This window comes from Actinoplanes sp. G11-F43 (genome assembly GCF_050589265.1).
In the GTDB taxonomy this organism is placed as follows: domain Bacteria; phylum Actinomycetota; class Actinomycetes; order Mycobacteriales; family Micromonosporaceae; genus Actinoplanes.
This window is the reverse complement of the sequence record NZ_JBNZCE010000019.1, coordinates 138,144-154,546: the sequence shown is the minus strand read 5'-3', so window position 1 is coordinate 154,546 and position 16,403 is coordinate 138,144. Positions and strand designations below refer to the sequence as shown.

The following is a 16,403-nucleotide window of genomic DNA, read 5'->3' as shown; positions in this document are numbered from 1 at the left end:
CCCGGCCCGGAGCCGACCGTTTGTGACGGTGCCCTCAAAGGCCGCAGGCGGTAAGCGACCGCTCGTAGCCGTCGGCGAACGACTGGAACCGCTGCTGGGGTGTGCCGTGCGAGCCCGGCGCGAACCATGGCTGTCCGGGATCGTCGCCGACCGCCGCGAGACCGTCGGCCAGTTCCTGGGTGTCGTCGTCCTGCATGGTGAGGGTGCCCTGGCGGGCCATGTCGCCGATGAAGGCCCCGGCCATGCAGTCGGCCTGCAGCTCCTGCTCGATGGTGAACTGTTTGCGGATGCCGAGACGGGCCTGGACGCCGTGCGCGTACTCGTGGCCGAGCAGGTAGTAGACGAAGGCGTCGCCGATCTGCTGGAAGGCGGCGAAGGCCCAGTTCACGTCGTACGCGATGAAGTCGCCCGCCGAGCAGTAGACCGCGTTGTTGCGGGGTAGCGGCTGTCCGGCGCAGTCCAGCTCACCGTCCCGCTCGTACGGGAGGATCTGCCGGATCGCCTGGAACGAGCCGCCGAGGCGCCGTTGCCAGTACTGCTCGGCGATGAGCTGCGACGCCTTCATGTCCTGCTCGAACTCCTCCGGCGTGTCGGTGCCGTCGGGGTCGACGCTGCCGGTGATCCGGGTGGTGGGGTCGGCGGCCCGGTCGGGTGGTGGGCTCTCCTGGCCGGGTGTCGTGGGCAGACAGCCGGCCAGCAGCACGAGAACGGTGAGGAGGGCAAGGATCGGTGCCGGTCGAACTCGCATGCGGTCCTCCTGTGCGGGGCTTCCACGTTAGACCGGATCCGCGACCGAGACGCTCTCAGGGACTCCCCCGAGATTCCTCTCAGTGCCCGCCTCAGGGATTTCTGGGTCCGGAAATCAGACCAGGGTCCGAGGCGCCCGTGCCGCGCCGCGCCGACACTGGGCCGGACGACGATCTCGCGACTCTGGGGGAGACAAGGTGGCATCGACGAGTGCCGGCGATCCGGTGGCGGCCCGGGCGGACGCGGTGTGGAAGGTCTACGGTTCGGGTGAGGCCCGGGTGGCGGCGCTGCGCGGCGTCAGCGTGGAGTTCGGCCGGGGCCGGTTCACCGCGATCATGGGCCCGTCGGGCAGCGGCAAGTCGACGCTGATGCACTGCCTGGCCGGGCTGGACACGGTGGACGACGGCGCGGTGCACGTCGGCGGCACCGAGATCACCCGGCTCGGCGACAAGGCTCTGACCCGGCTGCGGCGCGACCGGATCGGTTTCGTCTTCCAGCAGTTCAACCTGCTGCCGACGCTGAGCGCGGCGGAGAACATCCGGCTGCCGCTGGACATCGCCGGCCGCAAGGCCGACCCGGAGTGGTGGGACACGGTGATCGACACGGTCGGGTTGCGTGACCGGCTCGGGCACCGGCCGAGTCAGCTCTCCGGCGGCCAGCAGCAGCGGGTGGCGTGTGTCCGGGCGCTGATGGGCCGCCCCGACGTGATCTTCGCCGACGAGCCGACCGGCAACCTGGACTCCCGGTCCGGTTCCGAGGTGCTGGCCTTCCTGCGGTCCAGTGTGCGCGAGCACGGGCAGACGATCGTGATGGTCACCCACGATCCGGTGGCGGCGAGTTTTGCCGACCGGGTGGTGTTCCTGGCCGACGGCGCGATCGTCGACGAGCTGGCCGGGCCGACCGCCGAGTCGGTGCTGGACACGATGAAGCGGCTGGACGCTCCGGTCGGCGCCGGCCCGGTGACGTTCTGATGTTCCGTGCCACGCTGAAGAGCCTGCTGGCCCGCAAGCTGCGGCTGCTTCTGTCCGGGCTGGCGGTGATCCTGGGTGTGATGTTCGTGTCCGGGGCGCTGGTGCTCACCGACACGCTGAACCGCACCTTCGACTCGATCTTCGCCGACGCCTACGCGTCGGTCGACGTCTCGGTCTCCGCGAAGCCCTCGGTCGCGGTCTCCGAGATGGACGGTGAGCAGGTCGCCACGCCGCTGCCGGCGTCCGTCGTGGAGAAGATCAGAACCCAATCGGGTATACGGTCGGCGACCGGCCGGGTCGACGCCGACGGAGCACGGGTGATCGGCGCCGACGGCAAGGTGCTCACCTCGTTCGGCCCACCCCGGATGGGGTCGAACTGGACCGGCACCGACGACGTGATGGAGCTGCGCGAGGGCCGTGGGCCGGAGTCCGACGGCGAGATCGCGATGAACGCGACCACCGCCGAGCTGGCCGGCTACCGGGTCGGTGACCGGGTGCCGGTCCTCACCCGACAGCCGAAACGCGAGTTCACCCTGGTCGGGATCTGGGGGTACACGGGCGACCGGGGCAGCGTCGGCGGCGTGCAGGAGGTCGCCTTCACCACCCCGGTCGCGCAGGAGCTGATGCTGGGCGAGAAGGACGTGTTCACGTCGGTGACCGTCGGCGCCGGCGACGGCGTGACCCCGGAGGGGCTGCGGGACCGGCTGGCCCCGGTGCTCGGTGACGGCTACCAGGTGCGCACCGGTGAGCAGCTCGCCGCGGACAGTTCGGCCGGGATGAAGGAGGGCATCGGCTTCTTCAACCAGATCCTGCTGGGCTTCGCCGGGGTGGCACTGTTCGTCGGCATCTTCCTGATCCTGAACACGTTCTCGATCGTGGTGGCCCAGCGCACCCGGGAGCTGGCGCTGTTGCGGGCGATGGGCGCCGGCCGCCGCCAGGTGATCAACTCGGTGCTGATCGAGGCGGTGGTGGTCGGCCTGCTAGCCGCGGTCCTCGGTCTGGCCGCCGGGGTCGGCGCCGGGGCCGGGCTGGGCGCGCTGTTCAGCGGGATGTCCGACGGCATGGACCTCGCCCCGATCGGGGTGCCACTCTCCGCGGTGATCAGCGCGTTCACCGTCGGTGTCCTGGTCACCGTGGTCGCCGCGGTGCTGCCCGCGCTGCGCGCCTCCCGGATCTCCCCGATCGCCGCGATGCAGGACGTGTCCACCCCGGACCGCCCGCTCACCAGGCTCACGGTGGCCGGCTCGGTCGTCACCGCGGCGGGTGCGGCGGCGCTCGGCACCGGGCTGTTCGCCGCGTCCGGCGACGCGGTGCTGGGGCTGATCCTCGGTGGCGTGCTGGTGTCGTTCATCGGCGTCGCCCTGCTCACCCCGCTGATCAGCCGGCCGGTGGTGTCGCTGTTGGGCCGGCTGTTCGCCTGGTCGGTGCCGGGCCGGCTGGGGCGGCTCAACTCGGGCCGCAACCCGCGCCGCACCGCGATCACGGCGGCCGCGCTGATGGTCGGCATCGCTCTGGTCACCGGCGTCACCGTGGTGATGGAGTCGGCGAAGAGCAGTCTGCGGGTCGAGATGACCCAGGTCCTCAAGGCACAGATCCTGATCAGCGGGGATCAGGCCGGACCGCGCCCACCGACGTACGATCCGGCGGTCCTGACCGGGATCGAGGGGATCCCCGGAGTCCGTGCGGCGGCCGGGCTCTACAACGACCAGGTGGCGATCGACGGCAGCCCGTCCTGGGTGGTGGCCACCGACGACCTGTCCCGGATGGCCGAGGCGTACGGGACGACCGCCCCGGTGCTGGGCGCGGATCAGATCGCGATCAGCGACTCGAAGGCGAAGGAGTCCGGTTGGCAGGTCGGGACCACGGTGCCGGTCCAGACGCCGCGGGGCGACCCCCGGACGTACACGGTGGCCCTGGTCTTCCCGGAGGACACCCTGCCCGGCCGGATCATCCTGCCCGGCGCCGCGGTCGAGGGCTTCGGCATCACTCAGCCGGTGATGGGTTTCGTCCGCCTCGACGACGGGGTCCCGGTCTCCTCGGTCCTGCCGCAGGTCAAGGCGCTGCTGGCGGACAGTCCGGAGGTCGCCGCGATCGATCAGCAGACCTTCGCCGACGAGCAGGCCGCGAGCTTCGACCAGATCATCCTGATGATCCAGATCCTGCTGGGGCTGGCCATCCTGATCGCCGTCCTGGGCGTGATCAACACGCTGGCCCTGTCGGTGCTGGAGCGCACCCGTGAACTGGGGCTGCTGCGGGCCGTGGGCCTGGGCCGCGCTCAGACCATGCGCATGATCACCGTCGAGGCCGTGGTGATCGCCGTCTTCGGCGCACTCCTGGGAGTGGCCGTCGGCGCGGGCATGGGCAGCGCGGTCGCCAAGGCCATGGAGAACGACGGCATCACTCAGATCGTCCTGCCATGGGCCCGGATGGCCACCTACCTGGGCCTGGCCGCCCTGGTCGGCGTCATCGCGGCGGTCGTGCCGGCGATCCGGGCGGCCCGGCTCAACGTCCTGGGCGCCATCGCCCACGACTGACCGCCCAGGACACGACCGACGAGGCACGAGAGGCGACCGACCAGGGCAGAACCCGACTGTTCCGGGCGCGGCACGGCTGATCAGGGCGCGGCACGGCTGATCAGGGCGCGGCACGGCTCGTCCGGGCGCGGCACGAGGACGTGGGTCCCGGCACTCGCCGGGGCCCACGGTCAGACCTTGCTGGGCACCCGCCGGTGCAGTTCGGCGAGCAGCACCTCCGGGCCGGGCGACATCAGGCCCACGTCGATGATGTAGGTGAACTCGCCGCCCCGCCGCCGGAACCTCGGCAGCCCGCCCGATCCGGGCAGATCGGTCGCGTAGTCCTCGGCGATCGGCGTGATCACCAGCTCGGTGAACGGGCCCCGCCCGTGCAGGGCCACCGACGCGATCCCCGACCAGGGCAGGTGCACCGGACGGCGCCCGGTGGCGGCGAAGTCCAGCCCGTGCACCGAGGAGTGCAGCCAGCCCAGCCGTTTCCAGACCACCAGCAGCGCCACCGCGGCCAGCACGGCCGGCACGATCAGTGCGAATTCGGCGTACACCACGATGTCGGCGGCGTCCGGCCGGTAGCCGGCGGCCATCCGGATCAGCAGGGTGATCAGCAGCATCGGCAGCCAGGCGGCGGCCAGCACCCACAGGATGGTCACATAGACCATCCCCCGCGCCTGGAAGAAGCTGACGGTGTCGTCGGTCGGTCCGAGAACCTGATCCACATGGTCGGCCATATGCAGCATTATGCCCAGATATATGCGACTTGGTGGCTGGTATCGGGAGTGAGGGCGGTCGATCGACGGCGGACCCCGGCGCGGCCACCCGGTACGTTTCCGCGCCCGCACGTAGGCTGTGTGCCATGACTGAGTTCGACGGCCTTCCGCTGCTCCGCTCTCCCGTGGCCATCGCCGCCTTCGAGGGCTGGAACGATGCTGCGGACGCTTCGACCGCGGCCGTGGAACATCTCGAGCAGGTGTGGGAGGCCCGCGAGGTCACCAGCATCGACCCCGAGGACTTCTACGACTTCCAGGTCAGCCGGCCCACGATCACGATGGCCGAGGGCGAGACGCGGAAGATCGAATGGCCCACCACCCGGTTCATGGTGGCCAGCCCGCCCGGAGCCGACCGCGACGTCGTCCTGATCCGCGGCATCGAGCCGAGCATGCGCTGGCGCACCTTCTGCGAGTCGGTGCTGGAGATCTGCCACAGCCTCGAGGTCAACCGGATCGTCCTGCTCGGCGCCCTGCTCGCCGACGTGCCCTACACCCGCCCGCTCCCGATCAGTGGCACCGCCAGTGACAAGGAGGCCGCGGAGAAGTACAAGGTCGTCCCCACCCGGTACGACGGACCCACCGGCATCGTCGGCGTTCTCCAGGAGGCGGCCACCCGAGCCGAGCTGGACGCCCTGTCGTTCTGGGTGCACGTCCCGCACTACGCCAACAACCCGCCCTGCCCCAAGGCGACGCTCTCCCTGCTGAGCCGGATCGAGGACGTCCTGGATCTGCCGGTCCCGATGGCCGATCTGGCCGAGCAGGCCGACGACTGGGAGAAGCGGGTCCGTGCCGCCGCCGAGCAGGACGCCGAGCTCGGTGAGTACGTCCGCGAGTTGGAGGAGCGGGTCGGCGACGCCGGCATCCAGCCGCTGACCGGCGACGAGATCGCCAGCGAGTTCGAGAAGTACCTGCGCCGCCGGGGCGGTTCCGCCGGCCCCACCGCCGGCTCCTGGTGAATGGTGCGGGCGCCCCGTGCGGGGCGCCCGACCGGGTCAGGCCGACTTACCGAACGCCATCACCTGGTCCTGGAATTCGTTCCAGGCCTCCGGGGTGAACACCAGCGACGGCTGATCCGGGTTCTTGCCGTCGCGCAGCGAAATCGTGACGTCGTCGTGGGCGACCTCGGCACAGGAGCCCGCCGAACAGAATGAACTACGCTGCCACACCGTTGTGGTCTGGTTCATTATCGAGCCTTCTCTCATCCGGAATTCGGAAAGGTGGAGCCGGTCGATCCACGGAGTGAATCGACTGACCGCCTATTACGGAGAAATTCGCGAGGCCGGGAATCCTTCTAGTTACGGAATTCCCGGCCACTCAACGGCGAACCGACAAAATGATGAACGAGAGACCCGGTGGAAGTCGGGAAGATCCCCGAAACGGCTGGAGCCCGAAAGAGGTGACCCCAGTCCTCCCGGTAGAATGTTTCGGACCATCCGGAATCTCGGCCTTGCAAGCCTGCTAGCACGGGTTTTAGGTTGACGCGGGTGTCTCGGGGTGGGTTCTCTCCGCTAGCTGCAACTAGCCGAGAAGACCCACCCCGTACTAATTCCGACTTTTTTGTCATTTTCTCATAACTCCCATGAAATCATTTTATATCACCCGGTCAAGCCTCAGCCGGCGCCGAGGGCACGCACCATGTCAGCACAAGCGCACGCGCCCTCGGCACCACTTTCAGGAGATGGACCGGGCGGAGTCGGCCACCCGATCCAGGAATTCATGCCAGTCCGCCCGGGAGAAATACAATGGGGGCTGATCGGGGTTCTTGCTGTCGCGCACCGCGATCACCTCAGCGGACATTCCAGACACTTCGATGCATCCTCCAGTGGCGCAGTAGGAACTGCGCACCCACTTCTTTGTGGCGGGGATCATTTCGGGCCTCCAGATCAATCAAACTCAGGACGGACGATCCTCCTGACGGCGTCCGGACTGTCTGGCTCGTTGCGCTCGCAGCTCGTAGGCACGCGCGAGGATCACCGCACGGCTCGCCGCCTCGTCAAGCGATCGGCGCCAGACTCGCTCGAACACATCAAGGTGGTACTGGATCTCGGGAGCGTCCTCCACCAGCTCGTCGCGCAGGTAGGTCTCCCGGTACAGCACCGCGTCATCCGGATCCGCCCCCAGATGGACCACCGAGAACCCGCCGAACATCCCCATCAGCGCGCCGTCGTCCATCGGCAGGATCCGCACGTGCACGTTCGGCCAGGCCGAGACCCCGGCCAGGTCCTCGAACTGATCCGCCATCACCTCCAGGCCGCCGACCATCCGCCACAGGGCGGACTCGTCGAGCAGCAGCCGGTACTCCGGCGCGCCCTCCCGCTTGATCACCTGCTCGCGGCGGGCCAGGCGCACATCCCGGCGGACCTCCCGCTCGACCACGGTCAGATTGCGGTCGAACCAGGCCAGCGTCGCCTCGGCGAAGGCCGGCGTCTGCAGATAGCCCGGCAGCAGCGTGGACTGATACTCCCGGATGACCGTCGCCGCCAGCTCGAACTGCAGGAGCTGCAACAGCCCGGACGGCAGATGATCACGAAGCTCGGGTGTGGTGTGGTACCGCTCGCGGCGGGCGATGCGCGCGTCCTCGACGAGCACGGCGATCCGGTCGGGGTCGGTGACCTGGTAGACGTCCAGTGCGGCACGAAGATCAGTGGGCGAGACGGCGACCTCGCCCAGCTCGACGCGCTGCAGTTTCGACAGCGACCAGCCGAGCTTCCTGGACACGTCACCCTGGCTGAGCCCGGTGTGCTCCCGGGCAGCACGCAGGGCCAGCCGGACCCGCCGCCGCGAGACAGCGGGCAACTCTTCGCGCCCAGCCGACATTCAGCCCTCACCAAAACGCCTGAATAACTGCCAAATCGGATGGTACTGCAGTATCGCATCTAGCCAAATCGCCCGCGCGTGGCCGAAGGATACCGCAGCTCCGGTCGCCGGCCGCTGCGCACCTCCCGCCCCGGGCCGGAGCATGCCGGACGGCACTGAACCCCAGCTCACCACCCTGTTCGGAGGTCTCCGCCGACGGCACGCAGCAGTGGAAGGCGGTGCCGAGCGCGCGAAAGTGCCGCCATCAGCGACGATGCGACTCGGGAGCGCAGCCGACGCGCTCACACCGAACAATGTGGATGGTTCACGGCCCGGCCTGCCTCACTGCGGAGGACCCGAACCCCGGTGCTCGGCGACGGCCCGTCGACAGGCCCCGAAAAACCGGCAGGCGGCATCCAGTTGCCGCTGGATACCGCCCGACCGTTGCCCTCGCCAACCCTGGCGTCAACTCAGTATGTGCCCCGCCGGCCGCGATCGCCAGACTTCTGACAGCCATATAGCTGATAGCCGAATTCACTCATGCCGTTCATGCGTGTCGACTGGCTGACAGCACAACCTCTAGGGCATCCTAGGAACCTAGCTCCTAGATTCAGGAGGCGGAATGACGATCAATCCGGGCGCCGCCGAGTTCCCGCATCGGCAGATCGCGGCCCAGCTGCGGGAGCGTATCCGGCGCGGGGACTGGCAGCCGGGTGAGCGACTGCCGTCCATCCCGGCCATGGCCGAGATGTTCGGGGTGGCGAAACAGACGGTGCAGCGGACCGTCGATCAGCTGCGGGTCGAGGGCATTCTGATCACCAAACCCGGTTCCGGTACGTACGTCCGAGGCACCCGCCGCCGCCTCAACCGCCTCTCCCGCGGCCGGTACGGCGCCCATCGCGGATACCACGCGGATCTGGCCGCCCGTTACCGCCAGCAGCTCACCGCGGTCGGGCGGGAGGCGGCGCCGCCCGAGGTCGCCGACGCGTTCGGGGTGCGCGACGGCACCGAGATGCTGGTCCGCCGGCATGTGGTGCGCGCCGATGACGCCACCGTCGAGGTCGGCGCCTCCTGGTTCCGGGTGGTCGACGCGAGCGGCACCTCACTGGAACGTCACGAGGCCTTCGGCCGGCCCCTCTACCAGGAGGCCGAGGAGGTGCTGGACCGCCGGTACACCACCGCCACCGACACGATCAGCGCCCGGCAGCCGAGCCGAGAGGAGGCGGAGATCCTGCAGATCCGGCCGGACACCCCGGTACTGCATCTGCTGCATGTCGCCTTCGACGAGACCCGCAAGCCGATCGAGGTGGCGCAGGCGACCTGGCCGGGTCCGATGACGACGCTGACCGAGGAATACCGCATTCCGGCGCCCACCCCCGACCCGGACCCGGACCCCGGGATGGCCCTCGCCTGACCCGCACCGGCCCGCACCCGCCCTCGGGCCACACCCGGCCGGCCGCTCAGCTCCCCGGCCCGATCTCCCGTCCAGGCCGGCCGTTCACCAGCCCAACCGGCCGCTCTCACCTCCCGGCCGTCCTAGTCACCCGCCGTCCGCTCTCACGTCCCGGTCAGCGTGGTGAGCGCCGCGATGAACAGCTCAGGCGTGTCCGACATCGGCCGATGACCGGCATCCGGAATGGTCACCAGCCGCTTGTCCGGCGCGTTGAGTGCGGCGTACCAAGAGGCGAACGGGACGGCCAGGCCCCGCATCTCCCGGCCGCCCTGCACGAAGTAGGCCGGAATCGCCAGGCCGGGCACATCCCGATGCAGATCGACGGCTTGCAGCCGGGGATAGAGGGCGTCCCAGGCGTCCAGCATCCCGGTCATCGTGTGCGCTTTCTGGAGCAGTGTGGACTCCGGAACGGCCAGATCGAACGGCGGATCGGGTAGCCCGTACATCCGGTTGGTGTGCAGTAGGAATGGTTCGTAGTCGTAGACGTCCGCCCAGGGCGGCGGGCCCTGCCGCGCCAGTCGTGCCACCAGGTCGCCGCGCCCTTCGGCCCGGGCCCAGGCCAGCATGTCCTGATGGAAGATCCGGTCGCTGGCCTGCAGATCCACCGCCTGACCGGTGCCGACATAGGCGCTGAACCTCTCCGGATGCCGGTGGGCGGCCACGATCGCCGGGATCGATCCGCCGGAGTGGCCGAGCAGCAGGATCCGGGTCCGGCTGAAACGCTGCCGCAGACGGTCGGTGACCGCCACGATGTCGGCGACCTCCGAATCCAGCGTGAGCCGGCCGCCCAGCGCCGGGTAGGACGCGCCGCCACCACGGCGGTCCAGAGTCGCCACCACGAAGTGCTCCTCCAGCCCGGACAGCCTGGTCCGCATCATCCCGGTGTCCGACCCGCCCGGCGGGCCCGGCACGTAGAGCAGCACCGGCAGGTCCGGGGACCGGCCCCGGATCATCACGCCCAGCCCGCCGACAGAGGTCAGCTCCGCGACACCGCCGGGGATCGGGGCGGTCCGGGCCGGGACTGTGGCCGCCACCGCGAGCGCCAGGGTCAGCGCGGTCGCCGAGCCGGTCAGGGCACGGCCGGCGAACCGGCGGAACCGGGTGCGCGCCGGGCGGCGATGGGCCCAGGCGGCGCCCGCGGCCATCGGCACCACGGACAGAAATCCGTGGAGCACCCGGCCGCTGAGGAGCACGACGACCCCGATCGGGCTGAGGTGTGGCGGATCCACGGACGGGCCGGAGACCCTGATCCGGGTCAGCTCGAACGCCGGCACGAACAGCAGAGGTGCGAGGAGGATCGGCCACCGCGAGCGCGCCGCCCGTCCGGCCAGGACGCCGACAGCGGCGCTGATCACGATCGACCCGAGCGCCTGCGCCCCGGTCAGCGGGCCACGCGGAGTCCAGAGTGCCGCGAGCACACCCCAGACCGCCGGGACGAGAAGGACCGGAATCACCATGCCCGGAAGGTTCCGGCATCGGAGACGCCGAGCGCATCGTTCCCCGGTATGCCTTCCAACCCATACCTTGGTAGCTCCCCACCGGCTCCGGATCCTCCTACGCTGGCACCATGTTCTTCGCGCTGCTGGTCCCCGAACCCGGCGGTGCCCGGGCCCGGACACGGGACCGGGTGGCCGACACCGTGGCGATCGTCGCCGCCCTTCTCTACGGCTCGGTGATGATGTTCCTGGGCGACGCGGCCCGTCCCGGCGCGATCATCTCCTGGCAGGCCGACCTGGCGATCGGGATCGCGTGCGCGGGTGTCCTGCTGGTGCGCCGCCGGTTCCCGCTCGGGGTGGCCGTGGCGCTGCTGCCGTTCGGCGCCGTCTCGGTGACCGCGACCGGCCCGATCATCGTGGCCCTGTTCACCGTGGCGATCCGGCGACGGCCACCGATCCCGATACTGCTCGGCGGGCTCACCGTCGCCACCGGAGCGGTCTACTTCGGGCTGCACGCCGATCCGGCGTCCGGCATCTGGCTCGACCTGCTGATGCGCGCCCTGACCAGCGGGCTGGCGCTGGGGTGGGGGTTGTTCGTGCGAGCGTACCGGCGGCTCACCACGTCGCTGCGGGAGCACGCGGCCCGGCTGGAGTCCGAGCAGCGACTGCGCGAGGACCGCGCCCGCCTCACCGAGCGGGCCCGGATCGCCCGGGAGATGCACGACGTGCTGGCCCACCGGATGTCACTGATCAGTCTGCACGCGGGCGCTCTCGAGGTGCGGGCCGCGGTCTCTCCGGATGAGCTGACGATCGCGGCCGGCGCCATCCGCGGCAGCGCGCACCAGGCGCTGGAGGAGTTGCGGGCGGTGGTCGGTGTCCCGAGCGGCCGGCCGGAGCCGCCGCAGCCGGGGCTGGCCGACCTTCCCGAACTGATCGCTGGTGAGCGGGCAGCCGGGATGACCGTCGACTTCCACACCGATGTCGCGCCGGAGGGGCCGCCGTCCCCGCTCGGCCGCACGGCGTACCGGATCGTCCAGGAGGGTCTGACGAACGCCCGCCGGCATGGCACGAGCCGGGCCGCCACGGTCCGCATGGCAGGCGAGCGCGGCCAGGTCCTCCGCATCACGATCATCAACCCCTTCGCCGGTACGGGTGAGTCACCGCCCTCCACTCCCCCATCCCATGACCAGGCTCCTTCCGTATTCGGCGGGCGAGACGCCACGGCCGGCAGCCGACTCCATCACGGCTTCGGCGACCAGGTGACCATCGACGGTCAGGGATCTCACGGCACCGGCGAGCAGTCCAGCGCCGCCCTCGGCCAAGGGCTTCACGGCATCCGCGAGCAGGTCACCACCGGCGGCCCGGGACCTCACGGCGCCGCCGAACGAGCCGGCGCAATGGGCGGTCGGGGGCTGCACGGCATCGGCGAGCGGGTGGCCCTCGCCGGGGGCCGGGTCACCCACGGCCTGTCGCGGGGCGAATTCCGGCTGGCGGTGGAGCTGCCATGGCCGTGCTGACCGGCGGAGCCGTGGTCGACGGTGCGCACGGGCGAGTCATCCGGCTGGCGATCGTGGACGATGATCCGCTGGTCCGGGCCGGGTTGCGGATCCTCGTCGGAGGGTCGCCGGAGATCGAGGTGGTGGCGGAGGCCACGGACGGGGCCGAGGCGGTCACCGTCGCGCAGGCGCACTGGCCGGACGTCATCCTGATGGACATCCGGATGCCGGGGGTCGACGGGCTGGCCGCCACCCGCCGGATCCGCAGCCGGGGCGGCGCGCCGCAGGTGATCGTGCTGACCACGTTCGATGCCGACGAATATGTGCTGGAAGCGCTGCGTGGCGGGGCCAGCGGCTTCCTGCTGAAGGACACACCGCCGCGGGAGATCCTGGCGGCGGTCCGTTCGGTCGCGGCCGGAGCCGCCATCCTCTCCCCGACGGCGATCCGGCGCCTGATCGATCACGTCGCCGACCCGGCGGCCGGCACCCGGCGGGCGCGGGCCCGCGACCGGTTCGCGGTTCTGACCGGCCGGGAGCGGGAGGTGGCGTTCCGGGTCGGGCGCGGCGACTCCAACGCGGAGATCGCCGCCGGCCTGACGATGAGCGTTCCGACCGTCAAAGGCCATGTGTCCCGGCTGCTCAGCAAGCTCCAGCTGAACAACCGGGTCCAGATCGCGCTCCTCGTCCACGACGCGGAACTTCTCGGCGAGGCTTCCAGCCCAGACTGACGTGCCCGTCCCCGGTCCGATCCGGACCCGAAGTCCCCACGCGAGCTCTCGTACGGGACACCGTGGCGAACTACGGTCCGGTCCACACCAAAAGTCACCACACGCGCTCCGGCAGCAGACACCGTGGCGAACTGCGGTCCGATCCACACCCAAAGTCACCACGCGAGCTCTCGTACGAGACACCGTGGCGAACTGCGGTCCGATCCACACCGAAAGTCACCACGCGCGCTCCGGCGGCAGACACCGTGGTGATTTCGGGTCCGAGCCACACCGGAAGTGACCACACCGGTGGTCGTGCAGGACTCCGTGGTGAAGTCGGGTCTGGTTTGCACCCGAAATCACCACGCGGGCTCTCGATCGGGACGCGCTGCGGGCTGCCACATCTGGCGGGCCGTCGTATCTGGCGGGCCGTCGTATCTGGCGGGCCGTCGTATCTGGCGGGCCGTCGTATCTGGCGGGCCGTCGTATCTGGCGGGCCGTGGCCGGAAGCCGAGTGTGGCATCGGGCTGATCGTGGCCGGAACAGACTGATGCCCGGGGCACGGGGTGCCTCGGGCATCAGTCGCTACAGACTGGATCCATGGAGGATCCGGGTGTTACACCTCTATCGGATCGATCAGAGGATCTTGATCGGGCTGTCGATCAGGCCCACGTTGACCAGGCCGTTCTGGCTGATCTGCTTGTTCGAGTAGACGCCACCGTGGTAGAAGTTGTCGCCACCGTAGTAGCCGCCACCGTAGCCACCGCCGTAGCCGTAGCCGACCGGGACGTAGTCGACCCCGTAGCCGGCGTAGCCGTAGTCGTAACCGGCAACAACAGCGGCCGGAACGATGTTCCTGCGGCACTTGCCATCGGCAGCCTGGGCCGGGACGGCCATAGCCAGCGTGGCGCCGGTGGCCAGGAAGAGACCGCCGAGGTACAGAGCCGTGCGACGCATGATTTTTCCTTTCAAGCGGTTGGTTGCTTGGGGAAAATTCTGGACCGCCGTGGCGCATTTCGCGTGCATTTGCCCGAATAACGCGTGAAGTTTCACCATTTCGTGGAAATTTGGGCAAAGATCACTAATAAGCGTTAGGGTCTCGCGGGCGCTTCCATCCCGGAACTCTGAACAGTGCGCGGCATTTCCCATTCGAATCGGCATTCACCTGGGAAAACGCTTTCGGAAGCACCGCCACCCCGGAACGACACGCCGGGCCGCCCGAAGAACTCCCCCGAAACGCCGACGCCGCGTGGCGCGCGGCGCGCCACGCGCCGGAGGGCAGCAAGCCGGGCAACGAGGGGCGCAACGGTGCGGCAGGGCGGACGGCCAAAGGTCGCCGGAGCCGGCAAGGCGGACAGCAAGAGGTCGCAAAGGGACGGCGAGGTCGGCGGATAAGGATGACAACGGGCGGTAGCGCCAGCCCCAGAGAGTGGCATGCCACGGCGAAGGGCCGCAGGGGGTGAGAAGACAAGGGCTGGAGAGCGTGGCAGCTCACGGCGAGGGACGGCAATGGGACCGGAGAGCGCGGGCCGCAGAGAGCGACAAACCACAGCGGCAAACCGCAAAGGGACCGGAGAGCGCGGGCCGCAGAGAGCGACAAACCACAGCGGCAAACCGCAAAGGGACCGGAGGGCGCGCCCCCCAGCGTGGACGAGCAAAAGGCGGTGCAACGCGGGCTGCAGAGGATGGCAGGCCGCAGCGAGAGGCGAGACAAAGGGCGAAGAGGCGCGGGCCGCGGAAGGCATAAGCCGGGCGGCAGGAGTGGGAGAGCCGGCTATCGGCACGGCTCCCCCACGCCGGACCATGATGTGCGACTCGGGTGTGGAAACGCCGCGCGAGTGCGCAGCACGAAGTGGAACCACCACGCGAGAACTCGATCACGGCACGCAAACGCCAGGCGAGGACGCGGCAGGGAATGGAACCACCGCGCGAGAAACACGGCACGACGAGGCAGAAATCCGGCGCGGCCACCACCGGGCAGGCTGCGAAGGTGGACTCGGCCGGCCGGAAGAACAAAGCGGCTACCAGGAGCGATGAAACGTACATCCCGGGAATCGGCGGCATTGGCCCGCCGGCGGCCGACAGCGAACGTCCCCGCCCGGACCACACCGGACGGGGACGGACAGCCGAACCGCAGACGGACCGGCCCGGCACAGAGACCCGCAGACAGACCGGCCCGGCACAGAGACCCGCAGACGGACCGGCCCGGCACGGAGACCCGCGGACGGACCGGCCCAGGTGTTCTACAGACGGACGCCGAGGAGGGCGTCGACGGTGCGGGACATCAGTTCCGGTGCGGTGGTGTCGTCGCCCACGCCGGACAGGGCCGCCTCCGACCAGGCGTCCACCAGCGCCAGGGCGGCCGGCGCGTCCAGGTCGCCGGCCAGTGCCTCCCGGACCGCGGCGAGCAGGCCCGCGCCGGACGGGCCGGACGGGGCCGCGGCCGCCTCGCGCCAGCGGGACAGGCGCTGCTGGCCGGCCTTCAGCACGTCGTCGGTCCAGTCCCGGTCGCTGCGGTAGTGGCCGGTGAGCAGGCCCAGACGGACCGCCATCGGGTCGACGCCGTCGCCGCGCAGACGAGACACGAAGACCAGGTTGCCGCGGGACTTGGACATCTTCTCGCCGTCCAGCCCGATCATGCCGGCGTGCACGTAGTGGGAGGCGAACGGCGCCGAACCGGTCAGCACCTCGGCGTGCGCGGCCGAGCACTCGTGATGCGGGTAGAGCAGGTCGCTGCCGCCGCCCTGCACGTCGATGGTGTCGCCGAGCAGGTTGAGGGCGATGGTGGCGCACTCGATGTGCCAGCCGGGACGGCCGGGTCCGAGGTCGCCGCCCTCCCACACCGGCTCGCCCTCGCGGGCGCCGCGCCACAGCAGCGGGTCGAGCGGGTCGCGTTTGCCTTCCCGGCCGGGGTCGCCGCCACGCTCGGCGGACAGGGTGGTCATCTCGTCCCGGGACAGGTGCGACTCGTAGCCGAAGGAGGGTGCGGCGGCGATGGAGAAGTACACGTCACCGGTGCCGTCCTCCAGGCGGTAGGCGACCCCGGAGGCGAGCAGGGACGACACGTGCGTGACGATCGCCGGGATGGACTCGACGGCGCCGACGTAGTGGGCCGGCGGGATGATCCGCAGCGCCTCCATGTCCTCCCGGAACAGGGCGGTCTCCCGCATGGCCAGGACGATCCAGTCCTCGCCGTCGCGTTCGGCGCGTTCCAGCAGCGGGTCGTCGATGTCGGTCACGTTCTGGACGTAGCGCACGTCCAGCCCGGCGTCGCGCCACATCCGGTTCACCAGGTCGAAAGTGATCATCGTGGCAGCGTGGCCGAGGTGGGTGGCGTCATACGGCGTGATGCCGCAGACATACATCGAAGCCGCCCCGGAAGGGGTGCTGGGCTGCACCGACGCGCGCGCGGTGTCGTAGAGCCCCAGTGGGGACCGCCCCGGCGAGTCCGGCAGGGTGGGTACGTCGTGACCGGTCCATGCATCCATGCTGGGAGCCT

General features: G+C 70.0%; 14 protein-coding genes. 6 read left to right on the top strand and 8 right to left on the bottom strand.

Going from position 1 to position 16,403, the window contains the following annotated elements:
• Positions 1–34: 34 nt before the first annotated feature.
• Positions 35–748 (bottom strand): neutral zinc metallopeptidase, encoded by a 714-nt coding sequence (locus ACQ0O7_RS23655; RefSeq protein WP_430784366.1) that lies wholly within the window; start codon positions 746–748, stop codon positions 35–37.
• Positions 749–944: 196 nt separating this feature from the next.
• On the opposite strand from ACQ0O7_RS23655, the gene ACQ0O7_RS23650 reads away from it, so the two are divergent.
• Positions 945–1,718, top strand: a complete 774-nt coding sequence (locus ACQ0O7_RS23650; RefSeq protein ID WP_430784365.1) for an ABC transporter ATP-binding protein — start codon at positions 945–947, stop codon at positions 1,716–1,718.
• Positions 1,718–4,252 carry an ABC transporter permease gene (locus ACQ0O7_RS23645; RefSeq protein WP_430784364.1) on the top strand — a complete coding sequence of 845 codons (2,535 nt, stop codon included), beginning with the start codon at positions 1,718–1,720 and terminating at the stop codon, positions 4,250–4,252. The genes ACQ0O7_RS23650 and ACQ0O7_RS23645 overlap by 1 nt, the downstream gene beginning before the upstream one ends.
• 170 nt (positions 4,253–4,422) lie before the next feature.
• Here the strand turns inward: ACQ0O7_RS23645 and ACQ0O7_RS23640 are convergent, their stop codons facing one another.
• The gene (locus tag ACQ0O7_RS23640; protein WP_430784363.1) at positions 4,423–4,977 is read right to left on the bottom strand and encodes a hypothetical protein; all 555 of its coding nucleotides are present in this window, start codon (positions 4,975–4,977) and stop codon (positions 4,423–4,425) included.
• A 125-nt stretch (positions 4,978–5,102) separates the two neighbouring features.
• Here ACQ0O7_RS23640 and ACQ0O7_RS23635 point away from each other — a divergent pair, with 125 nt between their 5' ends.
• Positions 5,103–5,972 (top strand): PAC2 family protein, encoded by an 870-nt coding sequence (locus ACQ0O7_RS23635; RefSeq protein ID WP_430784362.1) that lies wholly within the window; start codon positions 5,103–5,105, stop codon positions 5,970–5,972.
• Positions 5,973–6,008: 36 nt separating this feature from the next.
• On the opposite strand, the gene ACQ0O7_RS23630 is transcribed toward ACQ0O7_RS23635, so the two are convergent.
• The 3 genes from ACQ0O7_RS23630 to ACQ0O7_RS23620 form a co-directional block, all read right to left on the bottom strand.
• Positions 6,009–6,200 carry a DUF397 domain-containing protein gene (locus tag ACQ0O7_RS23630; protein ID WP_430784361.1) on the bottom strand — a complete coding sequence of 64 codons (192 nt, stop codon included), beginning with the start codon at positions 6,198–6,200 and terminating at the stop codon, positions 6,009–6,011.
• 487 nt (positions 6,201–6,687) lie between these two features.
• Positions 6,688–6,885 (bottom strand): DUF397 domain-containing protein, encoded by a 198-nt coding sequence (locus tag ACQ0O7_RS23625; protein ID WP_430784360.1) that lies wholly within the window; start codon positions 6,883–6,885, stop codon positions 6,688–6,690.
• A 24-nt stretch (positions 6,886–6,909) separates the two neighbouring features.
• Positions 6,910–7,833, bottom strand: a complete 924-nt coding sequence (locus ACQ0O7_RS23620; RefSeq protein ID WP_430784359.1) for a helix-turn-helix domain-containing protein — start codon at positions 7,831–7,833, stop codon at positions 6,910–6,912.
• 601 nt (positions 7,834–8,434) lie between these two features.
• Between ACQ0O7_RS23620 and ACQ0O7_RS23615 the strand changes: the two genes are divergently transcribed.
• Positions 8,435–9,226, top strand: coding sequence for a GntR family transcriptional regulator (locus ACQ0O7_RS23615; RefSeq protein WP_430784358.1), 792 nt, complete (start codon positions 8,435–8,437; stop codon positions 9,224–9,226).
• Between the two features lie 143 nt (positions 9,227–9,369).
• On the opposite strand, the gene ACQ0O7_RS23610 is transcribed toward ACQ0O7_RS23615, so the two are convergent.
• Positions 9,370–10,722: an alpha/beta fold hydrolase gene (locus ACQ0O7_RS23610; RefSeq protein ID WP_430784357.1), complete on the bottom strand. Its 1,353-nt coding sequence runs from the start codon at positions 10,720–10,722 to the stop codon at positions 9,370–9,372.
• Between the two features lie 110 nt (positions 10,723–10,832).
• Here ACQ0O7_RS23610 and ACQ0O7_RS23605 point away from each other — a divergent pair, with 110 nt between their 5' ends.
• Entirely contained in the window at positions 10,833–12,218 is a 1,386-nt protein-coding gene (locus tag ACQ0O7_RS23605) for a histidine kinase (protein ID WP_430784356.1), read from the top strand.
• Positions 12,206–12,925 (top strand): response regulator, encoded by a 720-nt coding sequence (locus ACQ0O7_RS23600; RefSeq protein WP_430784355.1) that lies wholly within the window; start codon positions 12,206–12,208, stop codon positions 12,923–12,925. The genes ACQ0O7_RS23605 and ACQ0O7_RS23600 overlap by 13 nt, the downstream gene beginning before the upstream one ends.
• Positions 12,926–13,540: 615 nt before the next feature.
• Here the strand turns inward: ACQ0O7_RS23600 and ACQ0O7_RS23595 are convergent.
• Both ACQ0O7_RS23595 and mshC read right to left on the bottom strand, forming a co-directional pair.
• Entirely contained in the window at positions 13,541–13,861 is a 321-nt protein-coding gene (locus ACQ0O7_RS23595; RefSeq protein WP_430784354.1) for a hypothetical protein, read from the bottom strand.
• A gap of 1,286 nt (positions 13,862–15,147) precedes the next feature.
• Complete coding sequence (mshC, locus tag ACQ0O7_RS23590) at positions 15,148–16,392, bottom strand: cysteine--1-D-myo-inosityl 2-amino-2-deoxy-alpha-D-glucopyranoside ligase (protein ID WP_430784353.1); 1,245 nt, start codon at positions 16,390–16,392, stop codon at positions 15,148–15,150.
• Positions 16,393–16,403: the final 11 nt, after the last annotated feature.